The organism is Streptomyces sp. OZ13 (genome assembly GCF_052068155.1).
GTDB lineage: Bacteria > Actinomycetota > Actinomycetes > Streptomycetales > Streptomycetaceae > Streptomyces.
Genome location: NZ_JBQHCZ010000008.1, coordinates 52,129 through 70,260, shown reverse-complemented (window position 1 = coordinate 70,260; position 18,132 = coordinate 52,129). Strand labels below are relative to the sequence as shown.

At 70.4% G+C, this 18,132-nt stretch carries 15 protein-coding genes and 1 riboswitch; of the genes, 6 read left to right on the top strand and 9 right to left on the bottom strand.

The features are described 5' to 3' along the window. The first annotated feature begins 181 nt into the window (after nt 1–181). A complete protein-coding gene (locus tag ACTMTU_RS19570) occupies nt 182–736 on the top strand; it encodes a hypothetical protein (RefSeq protein WP_441264775.1) in 555 nt (184 codons plus the stop codon). Between the two features lie 101 nt (nt 737–837). Here the strand turns inward: ACTMTU_RS19570 and ACTMTU_RS19565 are convergent, their stop codons facing one another. The 3 genes from ACTMTU_RS19565 to ACTMTU_RS19555 all read right to left on the bottom strand — a co-directional run bounded on the left by ACTMTU_RS19565 (nt 838) and on the right by ACTMTU_RS19555 (nt 2,982). Continuing rightward, complete coding sequence (locus tag ACTMTU_RS19565) at nt 838–1,017, bottom strand: thiazolylpeptide-type bacteriocin (protein ID WP_005310732.1); 180 nt, start codon at nt 1,015–1,017, stop codon at nt 838–840. Nucleotides 1,018–1,052: 35 nt separating this feature from the next. Beyond that, nucleotides 1,053–1,226: a thiazolylpeptide-type bacteriocin gene (locus tag ACTMTU_RS19560; protein ID WP_078535228.1), complete on the bottom strand. Its 174-nt coding sequence runs from the start codon at nt 1,224–1,226 to the stop codon at nt 1,053–1,055. Nucleotides 1,227–1,449: 223 nt separating this feature from the next. Next, a complete protein-coding gene (locus tag ACTMTU_RS19555; RefSeq protein ID WP_441264774.1) occupies nt 1,450–2,982 on the bottom strand; it encodes a SagB/ThcOx family dehydrogenase in 1,533 nt (510 codons plus the stop codon). A gap of 332 nt (nt 2,983–3,314) precedes the next feature. Between ACTMTU_RS19555 and ACTMTU_RS19550 the strand changes: the two genes are divergently transcribed. From ACTMTU_RS19550 to ACTMTU_RS19535, 4 genes are all read left to right on the top strand, one after another. After that, nucleotides 3,315–4,787 carry a multicopper oxidase family protein gene (locus ACTMTU_RS19550; RefSeq protein ID WP_441264773.1) on the top strand — a complete coding sequence of 491 codons (1,473 nt, stop codon included), beginning with the start codon at nt 3,315–3,317 and terminating at the stop codon, nt 4,785–4,787. Nucleotides 4,788–4,848: 61 nt separating this feature from the next. Next, nucleotides 4,849–6,582: an AMP-binding protein gene (locus ACTMTU_RS19545; protein WP_441264772.1), complete on the top strand. Its 1,734-nt coding sequence runs from the start codon at nt 4,849–4,851 to the stop codon at nt 6,580–6,582. After that, entirely contained in the window at nt 6,579–7,547 is a 969-nt protein-coding gene (locus ACTMTU_RS19540) for a 2-amino-3,7-dideoxy-D-threo-hept-6-ulosonate synthase (protein ID WP_441264771.1), read from the top strand. Before ACTMTU_RS19545 ends, ACTMTU_RS19540 begins: the two co-directional genes overlap by 4 nt. Next, nucleotides 7,519–8,628, top strand: coding sequence for a 3-dehydroquinate synthase II family protein (locus ACTMTU_RS19535; RefSeq protein WP_441264770.1), 1,110 nt, complete (start codon nt 7,519–7,521; stop codon nt 8,626–8,628). Before ACTMTU_RS19540 ends, ACTMTU_RS19535 begins: the two co-directional genes overlap by 29 nt. 116 nt (nt 8,629–8,744) lie before the next feature. Here ACTMTU_RS19535 and ACTMTU_RS19530 read toward each other — a convergent pair whose 3' ends face one another. Together ACTMTU_RS19530 and ACTMTU_RS19525 are read right to left on the bottom strand one after the other, a co-directional pair. Continuing rightward, the gene (locus ACTMTU_RS19530; protein WP_005310744.1) at nt 8,745–9,350 is read right to left on the bottom strand and encodes a response regulator transcription factor; all 606 of its coding nucleotides are present in this window, start codon (nt 9,348–9,350) and stop codon (nt 8,745–8,747) included. Between the two features lie 30 nt (nt 9,351–9,380). Beyond that, the gene (locus ACTMTU_RS19525) at nt 9,381–9,920 is read right to left on the bottom strand and encodes an SDR family NAD(P)-dependent oxidoreductase (RefSeq protein WP_441264769.1); all 540 of its coding nucleotides are present in this window, start codon (nt 9,918–9,920) and stop codon (nt 9,381–9,383) included. A 235-nt stretch (nt 9,921–10,155) separates the two neighbouring features. Here ACTMTU_RS19525 and ACTMTU_RS19520 point away from each other — a divergent pair, with 235 nt between their 5' ends. Further along, nucleotides 10,156–11,118 carry a helix-turn-helix transcriptional regulator gene (locus tag ACTMTU_RS19520; RefSeq protein WP_441264768.1) on the top strand — a complete coding sequence of 321 codons (963 nt, stop codon included), beginning with the start codon at nt 10,156–10,158 and terminating at the stop codon, nt 11,116–11,118. A gap of 106 nt (nt 11,119–11,224) precedes the next feature. Here the strand turns inward: ACTMTU_RS19520 and ACTMTU_RS19515 are convergent, their stop codons facing one another. The 4 genes from ACTMTU_RS19515 to ACTMTU_RS19500 all read right to left on the bottom strand — a co-directional run bounded on the left by ACTMTU_RS19515 (nt 11,225) and on the right by ACTMTU_RS19500 (nt 18,073). After that, nucleotides 11,225–11,467, bottom strand: coding sequence for a hypothetical protein (locus ACTMTU_RS19515; protein WP_441264767.1), 243 nt, complete (start codon nt 11,465–11,467; stop codon nt 11,225–11,227). 789 nt (nt 11,468–12,256) lie between these two features. After that, nucleotides 12,257–13,132 (bottom strand): transglycosylase SLT domain-containing protein, encoded by an 876-nt coding sequence (locus tag ACTMTU_RS19510; protein ID WP_441264766.1) that lies wholly within the window; start codon nt 13,130–13,132, stop codon nt 12,257–12,259. 2 nt (nt 13,133–13,134) lie between these two features. Beyond that, a riboswitch (cyclic di-AMP (ydaO/yuaA leader) is annotated at nt 13,135–13,295 on the bottom strand. A gap of 431 nt (nt 13,296–13,726) precedes the next feature. Beyond that, nucleotides 13,727–16,432: a cellulose binding domain-containing protein gene (locus ACTMTU_RS19505; protein ID WP_441264765.1), complete on the bottom strand. Its 2,706-nt coding sequence runs from the start codon at nt 16,430–16,432 to the stop codon at nt 13,727–13,729. A gap of 162 nt (nt 16,433–16,594) precedes the next feature. Continuing rightward, nucleotides 16,595–18,073, bottom strand: coding sequence for a glutamate--cysteine ligase (locus ACTMTU_RS19500; protein WP_441264764.1), 1,479 nt, complete (start codon nt 18,071–18,073; stop codon nt 16,595–16,597). Nucleotides 18,074–18,132 lie beyond the last annotated feature (59 nt).

The window sequence follows — 18,132 nt, the reverse complement described above, 5'->3', positions numbered from 1 at the left end:
CCAAATGTCGGCCCTGAATGCCTTGTGACAATCATGTGGGACGGAAAAGCGGCGAGGAAGGCAATGCGGGGCGGCCGCTTACATACGTCACCGCTTTCATGACACCCGCGCCGCCGGCGTGACGGTCCGCCCGTGGCCGAAACCCGTCAGGCGGGCGCGGAGATCGCTGTACCCTCCGGCCATGACTACGGACACGGAGTGCCTGACACTCACGCAGAATCTGCGCCGCCGCGGGGCCATAGTTCTCGCGGCCTTTGCCCTGGTGTGGGCTTTTGCGGCGGGTTCCGGCATCGCCGCGATGCCTGTTTCCGTCACTGTCGGGGCGGTGGGCGCCGCATTGACCGCCGTGGCCGTGTTCCTGGCGTTCCGCGGGGCGGCGGGGCCGGCCCGCCGCACGGTGCGGCTGCCGGAGAAGTGGAACCGCGGGGTGGGCCTGGTGAACGCCCTCGAGGTGGTGGCCATTTTCGCGGTGATCGCCGCGTCGAACGCGACGGGCCACGCCGAGCTGATCCCGCCGGGGATCTGCCTCGTGGTGGGCCTGCACTTCTTTCCGCTCGCGCGCCTCTTCGACCAGTGGCAGTACAGGTGGACGGCGGCTCTGCTGACGGTCGTCGCGGTCGTCGGCGTCGTGGTCGCCGTGGCCGGCTCGACCGACGAGACGGTGCGCGTCGTGGTCGGGGCGGGCGCCGCGGTGGTGCTGTGGCTGTCCTCGTTCCATGTGGCGGTGCGCGGCTGAGATCCGGCCTCGGCGCCGCCGTCGACGCACAAAAGGATGTACCCATCCAGCTCCCGGCCGGATGGGCGCATCCTTTGGAACGTCCGATCAGGTACCTCGGATCAGCAGGCGGAGCAGGTCGAGGACGAGGACGACGAGGTGCCGATCGAGCCGCTGGACGCGCCCATCTCGGGGAGGGCCACACCCTGCGCGACCTCAAGGGTCTCCAGCTCGTCGACGTCGAAGCTCTCGAAGGCCTTCGCCGCGTCGTCGCCGTTGTTCTTGATGTCGTCGATGCTCATTGTCTGGATCCTTTCGGGATTCGGTTGAGGGGTACTCAGCAGGCGGAGCAGGTGGAGGACGAGGAGGACGAGGTGCCGATCGAGCCGCTGGACGCGCCCATCTCGGGGAGGGCCACACCCTGCGCGACCTCGAGGGTCTCCAGCTCGTCGACGTCGAAGCTCTCGAAGGCCTTGTCCGCGTCGTCGTTCTTGATGTCGTTGATGCTCATTTTGAATTCCTTTCCGAATTCTTCTGCGCAACCCGTCCGGCTGCACAACCAATAATGCTCAGCCGGCCACACGGAAGCCAGAGTTTCCGTGCCCGCGCTGACATTTATCACCGCACGAATAACTGCGGTCATGGCGGAACGGGAGCCACCGGAATACGAAAATGCCGCTTCTCCTCGCCCGGAAGGGGCGGGAAAAGCGGCACTTTCGCAGGTCACGGCCGGCTCATGTGTCCATCTGCAGCGACCATTGGGGATCGTTGAGCATGTGCCAGCCTTCCTCCGGTTCGCCGGCCACGGTGTCGTCCGGGCTGCGGCTGCCGAGCAGGAAGTCGCCCACGGACGACTCGCGCAGGTAGTCGAGGCCGAGCACCCGGGCGGACATGTCGGCGTCTCCGTTGCCCAGCCCGCACGGGGCGAGACCCATCGCCGTCGCCACCAGGTACATCGTCTGGTAGAGCACACCGGTGTGCCGGAGGGTCGTGGCGTAGGCGATGGCCCGGTACTTCCACGACATGCGCTGGAAGCGTGCCGTCATGGTGATCAGTACGTCCGGCCGGGCCTCCATGCCGGTGGCCCTCGACGCGACGTGGAACAGCGACTCGCGGTCGGCGGCCCCGTCGTTGACGAGGACGAGGCGGTGGGCGACGGGGTCGTAGTAGTAGATGCCCGCGTCGAGCCCCTCACAGCGCCGCACTGTGACGTACAGCTCCAGCTCGTAGCCCTGGCCGCCACTGGGGTAGGGACGGGAGACCACCTCGTCACGGCCGCTGCCCTCCTCGGGCGTGTAGTGGGCGCGGACGCGTGCCACCCGGTAGAGGAACTCACCGAGCTGCCCGGCGGTCAGCGGGCGTTCGCCGTAGGAGCGGATGGAGCGGCGGGTCTCGATGGCGGCCGTCAGTGAGGGGTCGCGGTCCGCGATGTCCTCGCGCGCCGGCCGGCGCAGTTCCACGGTGGGACCGACCGGCGCGGGCTTCACCGCGGGCTGCGGGCCGATCTCGTCGCGGTAGGGGTAGACGGCGCCGAACACGTCGTCGTAGCGGCCGGAGCGGACGCGGGAGTGGAACAGCAGGTCATGGAAGTCCCACTGCCGCAGCGTCGGTTCGGTGTCGGAGGCGAAGGCGCCGTCCGCGTCGGCCTGTTCGGCGAAGCCGGCGCCCACGAGGTGGCGGAGCACGTCCGTCGTCTCGTCCTCGGAGAGGCCGCCCGTCTTCGCCAGGCTCCCGGCCGTGACCGGCGCGCCGAGCGCGGCCGCGATCTCCCGGGCGGCCGGGTCGGCCAGGACGGCGCGGAACTTCACGAGGGGCGACTCGAGCACCAGGGCGCCGTCCCGTGAGCGCAGGAACGCGAACCGCGAGAGCCGTACAGGCCGTCCGGCGTCCACCTCCCCCGCCCGGTACTCGGCGTCCCGGGCGGTCGGTTCGAGTCTGACCAGTTCGCGGCGCCCGCCGGGGCCCCCGCGGGTGAGGACGCTGCGGGCGACGAGGTGGCCGACGCGGTCGAGGAACCGCTCCACCTGGACGCGTTCCGCCGGCGGCAGTCCTTCGACCAGTTCGTGCACGGGGGTCGGCCCCTGGCTGAGCCGCCGCAGCGCACGGCGGATGCCGCCGCGCACCGGCCGCAGGGTGAAGGCGGTGACGGGGCTCGTCAGGGTCGCCGATTCGCCGTCGAAGGCGACGTGGACGTCGTGGCGGAACACAGGCGCGGCCCGGGGCGGCGACGGCGCCTCCCCGGTCTCCTGAGGTGAATTCGTCTGCATGGTGGTCTCCGCTTCACGTGATGAGGACAGACGTCGGTCATCACTCTCGGGCCCGGACCACGCGGAACCGCAGGCCGCGCGCAATTCCCGTGACATGGACCGGTGTCCGGCATGACACACGTCATCGCTTCCGCCGTGAAAGCAGCCCGGTACCGCACGGAATACGCGCGGTGCGGCGGGAATTCCGGCGTTCCGTTCCGGTGACCGAGGTCATGGAACGGGTGACACATGCCAGCGGGCGCAGCCGTTCGCTCGGAGTTCGACACTTCCACACGCATGCTCGGAACACGAATTCACCTCACATCACGGCTACTTCAGTAAGGAATCACCTCGTGCTCACTCGTCGTCATGCAATACGGCTCGGGCTCACCGCGGGCGCCTTCGGCGCCGTCGGCGCGGCGGGCGGGCTCTTCCAGACCCTGGCCGCGGGGGGACCGGCGAACGCCGCGCCGGCGGGCACCGGGGCATCGGCCGGGCCGGCGGTCACACCGTTCACGGTGCCGCTGCCCGTCCCGAAGGTGCTGCGCCCCTATCGCAGGACGAGGTCCGCCGACCACTACGCGGTGGCCATGAGCCGGACCTCGCTCGAGATCCTTCCCGGGCAGCGCACCGAGGTCCTCACCTACAACGGGTCCTTCCCCGGGCCCACCATCCGGGCGCGTTCCGGGCGCACCGCCGTCGTCAGGCAGATCAACCTGCTCGACATGCCCACCTCGGTGCACCTGCACGGCGGGAACAACCCCGTGGAGAGCGACGGCGGCATGATGGACACGATCGCGCCGGGCCGTTCCAAGACGTACGTGTACGCCAACAGGCAGCCGGGCGCGACGCTGTGGACCCATGACCACGCCCATCACATGGAGTCGGAGCACGTCTACCGCGGCCTGTCGGGCCTGTACCTGCTCGGGGACGAGGAGGAGGACGCGCTCGGCCTTCCGTCGGGGCGCTACGAGGTGCCGCTGGTCCTGCGGGACGCGCACTTCGACGCGTCGGGCGCGATGGTCTACACGATGGACGACGCGGAGAACCGGACAACGATCCTCGTCAACGGCCGGCCGTGGCCGTACATGAAGGTCGAGGGACGCAAGTACCGCTTCCGGATGCTCAACTCGTCCAACCTGCGCATCTTCATCCTGGCGCTGTCCGACGGCAGCCAGGTGACGCAGATCGGTGCCGACGGCGGACTGCTCCCGGCGCCCGCGCCCACTCCCGTCCTGGTCCTCTCCCCCGGTGAGCGGGCCGACTTCGTCATCGACTTCTCCAAGTACGCGCCGGGCACGCAGCTGGAGCTCGCCAACATGCTGGGACCCGGTCCCGCCGATCTCGTCGGCCGGATCATGCGCTTCGACGTGGGCGAGAAGACGCCCGACGACAGCCGGGTCCCGGACGTGCTGACGACCCTGCCGGCACTGCCGAAGCCCACGGTGGAGAGGACCTTCGAGCTCCAGATGGACGAGCCGGGCAGCGGCGGCCACCAGGCATACATCAACGGGAGGACCTTCGACGCGAACCGCATCGACACCGAGATCAAGTGGGGCACCACGGAGGTCTGGACCGTCACCAACGCCGGCGTCACCGTGCCGCACAACTTCCATACGCACCTGGTCCAGTTCCGCATTCTCGAAAGGGACGGACAGCCGGTCTATCCGGCGGAGGCGGGACTGAAGGACACCGTGCTCCTTTTCCCGGGGCAGACCGTCAAGTTGCAGATGACCTTCGACACCCACCGGGGCGTCTATCCGTACCACTGCCACATGATCGACCACAGCGCCATGGGAATGATGGCGCAGATGAAGATCGTGTGACTTCTCCCAAGCCGATCCGCTTGATTCTTCAGGCATTTCCGACGGGAAAGAAAGGAGGAACATGATTACCACCCGATCCGTGTCCTACGTCCGTCGAATTCTCGACGCACTCGGCAAGGACCCCACCCGGGCGGTCGTCCACCGGCGCGACGGAGGCGTCGCGGCGGGCGAACTGACCGACTCGATCCTCGGCACGACGACCCTGCTGTACGACCACGGCGTCGGAGCGGGCGACACCGTCGCCGTCCTGACCGGACCGAACCATCCGCTGATGCTCAGCGCCCGGTACGCCGTCCACCTCCTGGGCGCGACCTCCGTCTACGTACGGTCGATGAACCCGAGGACGGACACCGAGACGTTCTCGATCAGCACACAGACCGAGCTGCTGCGCGACCTCGGCGTTCCGCTCCTGCTGGTGGACGAGGAGAGCTCCGAGCGGGGGCGCTGGCTGTCCAACCGCCTGCCGGGGCTGACCGTACTGCCGATCCCGCGGGGCGCCCCCGCGCACGCCGTGCCGCTCGACCGGCTACGGGAGGGCCGGCCGGACGCCCTGGCGGTCGTCGACTTCACCAGCGGCAGTTCCGGCCGCCCCAAGATGGTGGCGCAGCGCTTCGGCACCCGTGACGAGCTCGTCAGCCGCCTCGCACATGGCCTCGATCCCCGGGGACCCGCGACGCTGCTGTCGGTCACGCCCATCAGCCATACGACGGCGCCGATGGCCGACGCCGTCCTGCTCAGCGGCGGGACGGTGGTGCTGCACGACGGGTTCGACGCCGACGACGTGCTGCGCGCCTTCGCCGAGCAGCGGGTCACGGACGTCTATCTCGCCGTCCCGCACCTGTACCGGCTGCTCGACCATCCGGACGTGGCGACGACCGACCTGTCGTCGCTGCGCCGCATCACCTACAGCGGCACACCGGCGGCGCCGGCCCGTGTGGCGCGGGCGGTGGAGCTCTTCGGCGACGTACTGATCCAGGTGTACGGCACCACGGAGGCCGGCGGCATCAGCAGCCTCAACCCGCTGGACCACCGAGAACCGGAGCTCCTCGGCTCCGTCGGCCGTCCCTTCCCCTGGGTGCGCGTGGAGATACGCGCTCCGGGGGGCCCGGTGGTCGAGCGCGGTGTCACGGGCGAGATCTGGGTGAACTCGCCCACGATCACGGCCGGTTACCTCGACGACGAGGAGCTCACCGGCACGGCGCTCAAGGACGGCTGGCTGCTGACCGGCGACCTCGGGCACTGGGACCGGTACGGCTACCTCCGTCTCGACGGCCGCGTCGGGGACGTCATCAAGCACGGCGGACTCAAGCTGGATCCGGCCGCCATCGAGCGAGCGCTGCTGAAGCATCCACAGGTACGCCAGGCCACGGTCTTCGGCGTACGCGACCGGGACTACGTGGAGCAGGTGCACGCCGCCGTCGAACTGCACTCCGGCGCCTCACGGACCTCGAGCGATCTGCGGGGGTACGTCGCCGCGACGCTCACGCCGGAGCACGCGCCGGTCCGGGTGTCCGTGTGGCCCCGGCTCCCGCTCACGCCCTCGGGAAAACCCGACCGCACCTACCTGCGCTCGGTCACGGCACCACCGGACGAGACCCGTCCGCCCGCCGTCCCGGGTCCGGCGCCCCGCCCGGCGCACGACATCCGGACGCCCGTGCACGCCCACCGGCGCGGCGCGGTGCCCGGCACGAGCCCCCCGCGCGAAGCCACCGCGCGGGCCGATCCCGTCCGCGCAGGCGGCGCCGGGTCCTTGCAAGATCACGCAATCCCGCGAAGCAGAAAGGGCGTCACATGACCTCATACGGCCACTTCGCCCGGTCGCTGCGGCTGCGGCGGCTCTACCGCCACAGCACGGCCGGCCTGATGATCACCCCTCTCGACCATTCGATCAGTGACGGTCCCGTGGTGCCCAAGGGCACGACGCTCGACCACCTCGCCGGCCGGCTCGCGGCCGGCGGTTCGGACGCCGTCGTCGTGCACAAGGGCAGTGTGCGGCACATCTCTCCGGAGCGGTTCGCCGCCATGTCGCTGATCATCCATCTGAACGCGAGCACCAGCCGGGCCCTCGACCCGAACGCCAAGTACGTGGTGGCCGGGGTCGAGGAGGCGCTCCGCCTCGGCGCGGACGCGGTGAGCGTCCACGTCAACCTCGGCTCCGACGACGAGCGCGAGCAGATCGGCGACCTGGGCAGGATCGCCGACGCCTGCGACCGCTGGAACCTGCCGCTGCTCGCCATGGTGTACCCGCGCGGGCCGCGGATCACCGATCCCCGGGACCCGGAGATGGTCGCGCATGCCGTGACGATCGCCGCCGACCTGGGGGCCGACCTGGTCAAGACCGTGTTCCTGGGGTCGACCGCGGAGATGCTCGACCTCACCGCGGCCTGCCCCGTACCGGTCCTCGTCGCCGGTGGGCCCGCCCTCGACAAGGAGGAGGACGTGCTCGCATACGTCCGCGACGCGCTGGCCGGCGGCGCGGGCGGGGTCGCGATGGGCCGCAACATCTTCCAGGCCGCCGACCCGCGGCGGCTGGCGGCGAAGGTGGCCCGGCTGGTCCACCACTTCCCCGAACAGCACTTCGGTGCGGGCCCGTTCGCCGGCGGCGACGCACGGCTCGACGGTGAACGCCTCACTCCGCACCACCTGGACGACACGCACCTCGACAACCCGCACTTCGACAATCCACGCCTCGACGACACACGTCTCGACGTTTCGACAGGAGGTCCGCATCATGACGGACGCCAAACTGTGCTGGCTTGACATCCGCGACGCCGGCTCCGCCACCGCCGCCATCCTTGAGGAGGCGGTCCACCAGCGCATCGACGGCATCGTCGCCGCCGATCCCGCCGCCTTCACCGGGCTGCCCCCGACGGTCCGCAAGGTCCTGCTCTACCCGGACGGGAACGTGCCGGACGACATCGGCGGCGCCGACCTGGTGATCGTGCCCGGCGGCAAGGACCTGCGCGCCCCGCTCGCCGAGGCGCACCCGGACGTGGAGTTCGGCCGCTACGTCGAGATCGTCGACGCCGACACCCTCGAGGACGCCTGCCTGGCCGCCCGCCTGGAGGCATGGAGCGTCCTCGACTTCCGCGACCCGACGAAGATCCCGCTGGAGATCGTGATCGCGGCCGCAACCGGCTCGCCGGGGTCGATCGTCACGACCGCGGCCAACCGTGAGGAGGCCGAGATCGTCTACGGCGTCCTCGAACTGGGCTCGGACGGCGTGCTGATGCCGGGCCGCACCGTCGGCGACGCGACCGCGCTGCGTACGGCCGCGACCTCCCGCACCGGGGAGATCCCGCTGGTCGAACTGACCGTGACCGCGGCGACCCACATCGGCATGGGCGAGCGTGCCTGTGTCGACACGACCACCCACTTCCGCAAGGACGAGGGCATATTGGTGGGCTCGCACTCCAAGGGCATGGTGCTGTGCGTCAGCGAGACCCACCCGCTGCCGTACATGCCCACACGGCCCTTCCGGGTCAACGCGGGCGCCCTGCACTCCTACACCGTGGCGCAGAACGGACGCACCCACTACCTGAGCGAACTGCACGCCGGCAGCTCGGTCCTGGCCGTGGACGTCAAGGGCCGTACCCGGCCGGTCAGCGTCGGCCGGGTCAAGATCGAGACCCGTCCGCTGATCTCCATCGACGCGGTCGCCCCCAACGGACAGAGCGTCAACCTGATCCTCCAGGACGACTGGCACGTGCGTGTCCTGGGCCCCGGCGCCTCCGTCCTCAACAGCACGGAGCTGAAGCCGGGGGACACGATCCTCGGCCACCTGCCGACGGCTGACCGCCATGTGGGCTACCCGATCAACGAGTTCTGCCTGGAGAAGTAGCAGCAGCGTCCGCACCACATCGACGCACCGTCCGAAGACGCCCCGCCCCGGCACCTCTTGTGCCGGGGCCGGCGCGTGTCCGGCCCCGTACCGTCCCGTTCCGTACCGGCCCGCCTTCACAGCCAGCCGTGTTCGCTCGCGATGCGCGCGGCATCGAACCGGTTGCGACCGCCGAGCTTCTTGATGGCCGCGGAGGTCAGATTGCGTACGGTACCGGCGGCGAGATACAGCTCCCCCGCGATCTCCTTCACGCTGGCGCCGCCGGCGGTCAGCCGCAGGACGTCCATCTCCCGGACGCTGAGGGCGGTTTCCCCGGCGACGGCCGGGCGCAGAAGCGCGGGGTCCACCGTCAGACAGCCGCCCGCGACCCCCATGAGCGTGGTCACCAGCTGCGGCAGCCGCGCGTTCTTCGGCACGACCCCCAGGGCGCCGGCCGCCACGGCCCGGTCCACCACCGCGGGTGTGGCGGCGCCGACCATCAGGGCGACCCCGCACCACGGGTGCGCGGAGCGCACATCGGTGGCGGCCCGCAGTGCCTTGCCGCCCATGGTGCTCTCCCCGAGGAGCAGCACGGTGGGCCGGTGCCGTTCGACGGCGGGCATGACGGCCTCGTAGCTGGTGGCGAGTCCGACGACATCCAGCCCGTCGGTGCCGTTGAGCGTTTCCGCGAACGCTTCCAGGACGAGCTGGTGATCGCCGGCGACGACGACGCGAATGGACATGTCCTACCCCCGTGACGATGTGATGGATGATCAGGCGGACCGTCTGCGGTCCGCGGTGCGAGTCAGGGCCGCGACCAGCCGTTCGACCGCGGAACGGGCCGGCTCGTCGTCGCTCCGGGCGGCGGACGTGGCGGCTCGGGGGCCCGGGTCGACCTCGATGTGCGGTACGCCCTCGGGCAGGGCACGGGCGACGGCCGCCGACACGGCGTGGAAGGTCTCGACGAGCCGGTCGGACGCGCCGCACCGCGGGACGACGACGATCGAGGCGCTGACGGGCCCGATGTCCGCGGAGATCTGGGCGGGCAGGTCGGCAACCGCGTCGGTGTCCTCGGCGTCCACCTGGTAGGGCAGTGCCACGTGTCCGATGCCGGCGAGCTCCTTGCAGAGGAAGGCGGCGTTGGTGGCCGCGTCGTCACCGCGCCCCGGATGCCCGGCCCCGACCACGGCGACCGCCGCACCCGCGGCGCAGAGCCGTGCGGTGATGGCCCTGCCGATGCCCGTGGTGGCGTCGACGACCAGGACGACGCAGCCGGTGAGCGGCACGGGCGCGTAGGACGCTGCGAGGGACACGGCCGGCTCCTTAGGGAGTTCGCGACAGACTTGGGACGGTCCTGATTCCTGCCGCCCTGTCAAGAAGATCGATCAGCGGGTAACGTGCGGAAAGCGTGCAGAGGGTGAAAGGAACTCACTGTCGGCGGGTGTGTGCGGGTCGGCCGAAGGGCGTTCCGAGGGGCCCTGAACACGTGGATGAATAAACGTTCAACCGTGGTAAAGGGGGAAACACCACGTGGATGAAGTTTCGTCATTGGATCAAGAGACCCTCGCGGTCTACCGCGCGATCCTGTTCCACAAGGAATACGACCCGAAGCGGCTCGCGGACCTCGTGGACAGCACCTGTGAGGAAGTCGAGGCGGCACTCGACCGGCTGTCCCAACTCTCCCTCCTCGCGCCGTCCCACGTCACGCCCGGCCAGCTGCGGGCGGTGAACCCGTCGCTCGGTCTGAAGGTCCTGCTCCAGCGGGAAGAACGTGAGCTGGCCTGGCGCCAGCAGCGGATCGAGCAGAACCGTGCCGCCCTCGCCGCGCTCGCCGCCGAGTACACCGCCTCCGGCTGGGCCGGAAACCTCGACGGCACCGAGCTTCTCGACAACGTCGACGACATCCGGATCCGCCTCGAGGCCCTCGCCGAGTCCTGCACGCGGGAGTCTCTCGCGTTCCACCCCGACAACACCCTCACCGAGGGATCGGTCGAGGCGGGCCGGCCCCTCAACGAGCGGGCGCTCGCACGAGGTGTGCGCTTCCGCTCCATCTACCTGGACAGTGTCGCCAACGACCGCGTCACCAAGGCGCACGCCCAGTGGATGGCGGAGCGGCAGAGCGAGATACGCACCTCGCCGACCCTGCCGATGCGGCTGCTCATCGTCGACACGTCGGCCGCGATCGTCGCCGGCCTCCCCGGCCAGGCCCAGCCCTCGGCACTGCTGTTCAGCAGTCCCCCGGTGGTCCTCGCCATGCGGGCGCTGTTCGAGGCGTACTGGGAGCACGCGAGCCCCATGGACGCCCCGGTCTCCCGGGCCGGCGGACTGACACCGCAGGAGCGCAAGTTGCTCCAGCTGCTCGCCACCGGACTGACCGACGAGGCCGTGGCGAGGGCGCTGGGCATCGGCGTGCGCACCGAGCGGCGGATCGTCGCCGAACTCATGGAACGGCTCGGGGCGTCCAGCCGGTTCGAGGCCGGCGTGCAGGCCACCCGGCGGGAGTGGATCTGACGCCGGTCCCTGCGCGCCGCCGGCACGGTGCCCGCGACGGTCCTCGCGGACCTGGAGGTCCTCATCGTTGTCGTCATCGCAATCGTCATCGTCGGCTCCGGTGCGGTTACGGCCAGACGAAGTCGTCGGGCGCGCCCGGCCGCCCGGGGAGGCCCGGAAGGGTGGGCAGGGAGGGCCACACGACGTCGTCCGGCAGGTCCGGCGGCGTCGGCCAGACGAAGTCGTCCGTGGAGGCCGGCGCCGTCCGCGGCGCCTCGGCCGCCTGCGCCGGGGAGGCCAGCAGGATGCCGCCCAGGAACGCGGCGGCGACGGCGGATGCGGCGGCGGTACAACGGGTGGCACGGGACATGGAGGGTCTCCATTCGTGAGTACGGGTGCGGCGTACGTTCCGTTCCGGTGTCCTGTGGCGGCCGGTCCGTTGCTGCCGTCCGGCGCCTGACATGAGGTAATCACCGGGAGGGGCCGGCTGTCCGTATTCAGCCAGGCCAGGAAGCTGCACGGCAGGGAGTTGCCTGGCACCGCCGGGCGCGCGTGCCGGGTGGCGGGGCGCGCCCCGCGCGGTTCCCGCAGAGCTGTGACCTGCGCCTTTCGGCCGCACAGCCGTTGTGCTCGGCCCGCCGGCGGTGTGTTCGCACCGCACACCGCCGACATCGGCGCGGACACATCAACGCGCCATCGTCCGCCGGAGCCGTCGCCTCCACGGTGGCACACGGCACCTCGGGAGCCGCTCGAGAGCCGCTCGAGCCGGGCGCCCGGCGGCCGTGTCCACGGTTCCGGGGGAGCAGGCCGGTCGCTTCCCGTCCGAGCCCGGTCGCTTCCCGCCGGTGCCGCTCGCGTCGGCCTCCCGGTGCCGCGCGGGCTCCTCCCTGCCGCCCGGCACCCTCATCTCACCGGCGAACAGGACCACGGGCAAGGGCCACGTGCGGGGCGCGTACAAGGCACGTGCGGGCGGGCACGCCGTCTCGGGCGGCACGCGCGGCGCTGCGGCACGTGCGGGGCACGCTCGTTTCGTGCGGCACGTGCGGCACGTGCGGCCGGTTCCGGACACGGCCACGGGCCGGTGCCCGGAACGCCGTGGGGCGTCCCGGGCACCGGCCCGTCAGGTCTGGTCGGCCGGTCGGCCGCCGCGCGGGTCCCGTCAGTAGGGGCCGTTCACGTTGTCGATCGAGCCGTACCGGTCGGCGGCGTAGTTGCACGCGGCGGTGATGTTGGCGACCGGGTCGTACAGGTCGAAGGACGTGCCCTCGACGTGGTAGGCGTCGAAGGTGGGCTGGATGACCTGGAGCAGGCCCTTGGAGGGCGTGCCGTTGACGGCGTTGATGTCCCAGTTGTTGATGGCCAGCGGGTTGCCGGAGGACTCACGCATGATGTTGCGGTGGATGCCTTCGTAGCTTCCCGGGATGCCGTGCTGGGCCATGATGTCCAGCGACTCGCGGATCCAGCCGTCGAGGTTGTTGGCGTAGGCCGGCTTCGCGGGGGCCGCGGCGGCCTGGACCGCCGGGGCGCTCGTGCGCTCGGAGCGGTCCGCGCGGGCGGTGTCGGCGGCGCGCTCGGACGTCTCGGCCTCTTCCGTGGCCTTCGGAGCGGCCTTCTCCTTGGCCTGCGGCTTCGCCTTCGGCTCGGCCTCGGCCTCGGCCTTGGCGCCGATCGTCAGCTGGAGACCGGGGTGAATCAGCGCCGGGTCCGCTCCGACGGCCTTCCGGTTGTCCTTGTAGAGCTGCTTCCAGCCGCCGTTCAGAGAATGCTCTTCGGCGATCTTGTAAAGCGAGTCACCGGCGACCACGGAATACGTGACGGTGCCGGCCTTCTGCGCGACGGCCTGCGCGGCCGCGGCGAAGGTCGTGGCGGGAGCGACGGTCCGCTCCACCACGGCGGGGGCCGCCGCGGGTGCCGCCTGAGCAGCGGTGCCGCCGATGAGCGGCAGGGCGAGCGCGGCGCCGCCCGTGCCGGCTGCGACGAATCCACGGGTCAGCGAACGGGACTTGGGACGACGGTGCTTACCCTTTGCGGGCATGGCGAATTCCTCTCCGTCGCCTGCGAGGTGAGCTGTCGGGTTCGGGCTGGAGATGCCCGGCCGCAGGTGAATGCGGCTTAACCCCGAGCCGTTCCGGATTCCGGTACGGCGACTTACCTGGTTCCCCCGCTCCTGCCGTACGTGAAGTGAGTGCGGTTGCGGATTCCGGACGGCGGCAGGATTCGGCGGTCCACCCGGATTGACGGTGACCGTAAGCGAGAGCGTCCCCGGGAAACAAGTGCCGAATTCCACATCACAATCCGAATGGGGCTTCCTCGCGCGGATTTTCAATTTGTCAGTTCCGCGTCAAAGAACTCAAAGCCCTTACCGGGAAAGGGAAGCACCTCTTCCGGCATCCTCGCCACGGTGACCGGCCGGGTGACCGACATCACGGGCTCCCTGTGCAACCATCCTGACCGCCATAGCCCTACAAGAACGCCAACTCACAACAACAAGGCCCAATTAGACTTAACGAGCAAGACGGTAAAACAAGCCATATAGGACATCCGGTGCCGAACGTGCCCTCCAGAAGGGGCCGATCGGCCACGGGTCCCGGCCGCCACATCCGCCGACCGGGACCCGGGCCTCGCGTCCTCAGCCCCCTGTGGTGCAGGTCTCACCGCCCGAGGTGAAGGCGGCCGGTGCGGTGTTGCGGCCCGACCAGCTGCCGGTGAATCCGAAGGACACCGACGCGCCCGCGGCCACCTTGCCGTTCCAGGAGACGTTCTCGGCCGTCACCTCGGCGCCGCTCTGGCGGTGGGCGGCGTTCCACATCTGGCCGACCGTCTGCCCGTCGGGGAAGCTCCACCGCAGCTGCCAGCCGTCCAGGGCGGCGCTGCCCGAATTGGTCAGCGTGACATCGGCCTGGAAGCCGCCGGACCACTGGTTGGTGATCTTGTAGGCGACCGAGCATCGCGCGTCCCCCGGCGGGTCCGGGTCGGGGTCGGGCCCCGGACCGGGGTCGGTGCCGCCACCGTCCGACGACTCGCCGTACTGGATGCCGCGCCCGTTGGTCGACACGTACACCCGCCCGTAGACCCGCGGGTCGCCGGTGATCGAGGCGCCGGTCCAGCCCCACTGGTGCGCGTCGTCGTTGATCCGCGTCCAGTCGGCGCCGCCGTTCGTGGACCGGAAGATGCCGCGCACCCCGCCGATCTTCGCGCTGACGAAGATCGTCTGGTACGAGGCGCCGGGAGCCGCCTTGCCGAAGCCCACGGCGTCCGCCTGCTCGACCCCCTCGACCTTCCGGAAGGTCACGCCCGAGTCGGTCGAGTGCCACAGTCCGTACGTCCCTGAGGCCGTGCCGCCCGCGAGCCACACGTCGCCCTCCACGCCGGGCACGGCCTTGAAGCGGACGTTGCCCTCCTGCGGCAGACCGCTCGACGCCCTCGCGGTGAACGTGGCGCCGCCGTCCTGCGACACGTAGAAGGTGCCGGCCTTGTACCCGTAGAACTTCTTCGGGTTCTTACGGTCCGACTCCACCGTCGCGCCGGCGGGGATCCCGGTGGACGCCTTCCACGAGCTGCCGTACCCGGTGGTGTGGTGCACGCCGGTGCCGTCCGGGCTCCAGACGAAGCCGCTGCCGTCCGCGGCGGCGGCGACCGTTCCTCCGCCCGTCACGCCGGCAGGCTGCGAGGCCTGGAACCAGTTGGCCCCGTTGTCCGTGGAGAAGCCGATGTGCGGGGCGGCGTCGGCGTTTCCGACCCGTACGACCGTGGCGGGCGCCGCCTCCGCGAAGTCCAGGCTCGTGGTCGACGAGAGGTTCGGGGAGGTGAACATCAGAGGCGGCACGGCGCCGAGGTCGGTGTGCCGGAAGCCGCCGATGTCACCGAGGGCGCTCAGCAGCGGCGCGCCCGACGGCGGGCTCACCAGGTCGTTGACGGCCGTCTCCTCGAGCCCCTTCACCATGGGCGTGATGGTGATCCGTCCGCCGGAGTCCCAGGTCCGCAGGTTCTCCGTGCCGTAGATCGTGGCTCCCGTGCCGTACATCATCCGGTCCGAGTCGAACGGGTCGATCTCCAGGGCCTCCGTCATCCAGCCCAGCTTGGGCGTGACCTCGGGAGGGGAGGGGTTCGCGCCCCAGGAGAGCCAGGGCACGGACGAGATGTCCTGCGTGTAGCGGAAGGAGCGGTCGGGGTAGCTGGTGTAGTCCCAGGCCCTGGTCCAGGTCTCACCGCTGTCCGTGGAACGGAAGATCTGCGTGTCGGGCCACCAGGAGCTGTAGGCCGTGGCCATCAGGGTGCCGGGCCGCTGCCGGTCGACGCTCAGCCCGCTGAAGCCGGAGTAGGTGTCGGCCTCGGCGGTCGGGCTGGTGTCCTTCCACTCGCCGGTCGCCGTGTCGTAGCGCGCGATGCGGCCCTTGGCCCCGTCGTACGGGCCGCCGGTGTCGCTCAGGGTCAGATGGAGATGGCCGGTGGCGGAATCGAGGACGCCCTTGTGGGCCAGATAACCCGTCGGCTGTCCGGGGATCCGCGACCAGGTGGCACCACCGTCCGTCGAGCGGTAGACGGTGTTCTCCTTGTCGGCGACTCCGACGTAGATGATCTTCGTGGCGCTGCCCGCGCTGCCGGAGCGCTCGTCGAAGGTCACCCACACGACGCCCTGGTTGTCGTTCGCGTAGCCGCTGCTGTCGGTGGGGTCCTGGGCGTAGTTGCCGGGGTTCGGGAAGGCGGTCACCTTCGACCAGGTCACTCCCGAGTCGGTGGACCGCCAGAGCCCGTGGCCGCTGGGAGCGCCGAGGTAGAGCACCGAGTTCTTGTTGGGGTCCACCGCGAGCCGCTCGCCCATGCCGCGGCCGGGCATGTTGCCGCCGAGCTTGAAGGGCAGGGTGGTGGCCTGCCAGCTGGCGCCCCGGTCGGAGGAGCGCAGGACGGCCCCGTTGGTGGGGTCCCAGCTGTTGGTGTACGTGCCCACGGCGGCGTACACCTTGTCCGGGTCCACCGTGTCGGAGGCGAGGCTCACGACCCCGGTCCAGCCCCATCGGTCCCAGTCGACCCAGTCGAGCAACGGGGTCCATTCCTTGCCCGCCTCGTTCCAGCGGTAGGCGCCGCCGATGTCGGTGCGGGCGTACGCGAGGTCCTTCTCGGAGCGGTTGAAGACGATGCCCGGCACGAAGCCGCCGCCGTCGATGCGTACGTTCTTCCAGGTGTAGGTGTCCGCGGCCGTCGACACATCGGATGGTTCGGCGGCTGAGGTGGCTTCGCCCGAGCGTGCGGCGGCCGGGCTGCCTACGGTGAACAGCCCGGCCGTCAGGGCGAACGCCGCCAGTAAGGCAGCGAGTGGTCTGGCGCTTCTGCGCACGGAAACGTCCTCTCCGAGCAGGACCGCCGAGGGTGGCGGTACGAGTGGTATACGGAGGTGGGAGCGCTCCCAATGCGGACGATGGTAACGGCGCGAGCCCGGCGGGAGAAGAGTGGTGCAGCGGACTCATCCGATGACTGGCGTTTCATGGACCGCCGTCGTTCATTCCACGGGCCAGGTGTGTGCCGGCGCGTTCAGATGCATGTAGTCGAGGTACTGCCGCGTCATCAGCCGCAGCGCCTCATGGTGGTCGACCCGGGACGTGGAGTCGATGTGGTGGTACATCTCCGCCTGCCACACGGCGCCGTTGCGGCCGGTGACACAGCGCTGCTCGATGATGCCGAGCAGCGGCTCCCGCCACGCCGCGTCCATGCCGGAGAGCTCCAGCCCCCGGTGGGCCATGGGCAGCAGCCGCCGCAGCACCAGCTCGGCGGCGGGGACCTCGCCCATCCCCGGCCAGTACAGGCCCGCGTCGATGCCGTACCGGGCCGCCGTGTGCAGATTGTCCTCCGCGGCCTGGAACGACATGCGGGACCACACGGGCCGTTCCTCGTCGACCAGCGCGCGGGTCAGCCCGTAGTAGAACGCTCCGTTGGCGAGGACGTCGGCGACGGTGGGGCCGGCCGGCAGGACCCGGTTCTCGACCCGCAGATGGGGCTTGCCGTGGGCCACGGCGTAGATCGGACGGTTCCAGCGGTAGATGGTGCCGTTGTGCAGGGTGAGCTCGGGCAGCTCGGGGACGTCGCCGCCGTCGAGCGTCGCGCGCGGATCCTCCTCGTCGCACAGGGGCAGCAGCGCGGGGAAGTAGCGCACGTTCTCCTCGAAGAGGTCGAAGACGCTGGTGATCCACCGCTCGCCGAACCACACCCGCGGCCGGACCCCCTGCACCTTGATCTCCTCCGGGCGGGTGTCGGTGGCCTGCTCGAACAGCGGGATACGGGTCTCCCGCCACAGCTCCTTGCCGAACAGGAACGGCGAGTTCGCCGCCAGCGCGACCTGCACCCCGGCGACGGCCTGCGCGGCGTTCCAGTAGGCGGCGAACTCTCCCGGCGAGACCTGGAGGTGGAACTGCGTGCTCGTGCAGGCGGCCTCCGGTGTGATGGTGTCCGCGTAGGTGCGCAGCCTGTCGACGCCGTCCACCGCGATCCGCAGGTCCTCGCCCCGTGCCGCGAAGACCTGCTCGTTCAGCAGCCGGTAGCGGGGGTTCTCCGACAGTGCCGCCTCCCCCACGTCCCGCTGCCGCAGCGTCGGCAGGATGCCGATCATGGCCAGGTGGGCACCGACCTCGGAAGCCCGCTCCTCGGCGTGGTTGAGCGCGTCGCGGATCTCTTGCTCCCAGGAGTCGGGGCCGCCCGCCGTGAGGGTCCGAGGGGGGATGTTGATCTCCAGGTTGAACCGGCCCAGCTCGCTCGACCAGGCCGGGTCGGCGATCGCCTCGAGGACATCGGTGTTGCGCATGGCCGGCTCACCGGCCTCGTCCACCAGGTTGAGCTCGATCTCGAGACCCACCTGGGGGCGCTCGGACTCGAAGCGCGCCTCGCGCAGCATCAGCGCGAACGTGTCGAGGCAGCTCTGCATCTTCTCCCGGTACCGGCGGCGGTCGTCACGGGTGAAGACGAGCGCCGGGACGTCACGCCCCATGGGCCCTCCCCGGGTCTCGTCAAGGCGGGCACGGTTTCCCCTTCAATGTCCCACTCCCC

What these genes read in the sequence shown, in the direction of transcription:
- ACTMTU_RS19570 (WP_441264775.1), top strand. Translation starts at nt 182, where the DNA reads ATGACTACGGACACGGAGTGCCTGACACTCACGCAGAATCTGCGCCGC.
- ACTMTU_RS19565 (WP_005310732.1), bottom strand. Translation starts at nt 1,017, where the DNA reads ATGAGCATCGACGACATCAAGAACAACGGCGACGACGCGGCGAAGGCC.
- ACTMTU_RS19560 (WP_078535228.1), bottom strand. Translation starts at nt 1,226, where the DNA reads ATGAGCATCAACGACATCAAGAACGACGACGCGGACAAGGCCTTCGAG.
- ACTMTU_RS19555 (WP_441264774.1), bottom strand. Translation starts at nt 2,982, where the DNA reads ATGCAGACGAATTCACCTCAGGAGACCGGGGAGGCGCCGTCGCCGCCC.
- ACTMTU_RS19545 (WP_441264772.1), top strand. Translation starts at nt 4,849, where the DNA reads ATGATTACCACCCGATCCGTGTCCTACGTCCGTCGAATTCTCGACGCA.
- ACTMTU_RS19540 (WP_441264771.1), top strand. Translation starts at nt 6,579, where the DNA reads ATGACCTCATACGGCCACTTCGCCCGGTCGCTGCGGCTGCGGCGGCTC.
- ACTMTU_RS19535 (WP_441264770.1), top strand. Translation starts at nt 7,519, where the DNA reads ATGACGGACGCCAAACTGTGCTGGCTTGACATCCGCGACGCCGGCTCC.
- ACTMTU_RS19530 (WP_005310744.1), bottom strand. Translation starts at nt 9,350, where the DNA reads ATGTCCATTCGCGTCGTCGTCGCCGGCGATCACCAGCTCGTCCTGGAA.
- ACTMTU_RS19515 (WP_441264767.1), bottom strand. Translation starts at nt 11,467, where the DNA reads ATGTCCCGTGCCACCCGTTGTACCGCCGCCGCATCCGCCGTCGCCGCC.
- ACTMTU_RS19510 (WP_441264766.1), bottom strand. Translation starts at nt 13,132, where the DNA reads ATGCCCGCAAAGGGTAAGCACCGTCGTCCCAAGTCCCGTTCGCTGACC.
- ACTMTU_RS19500 (WP_441264764.1), bottom strand. Translation starts at nt 18,073, where the DNA reads ATGGGGCGTGACGTCCCGGCGCTCGTCTTCACCCGTGACGACCGCCGC.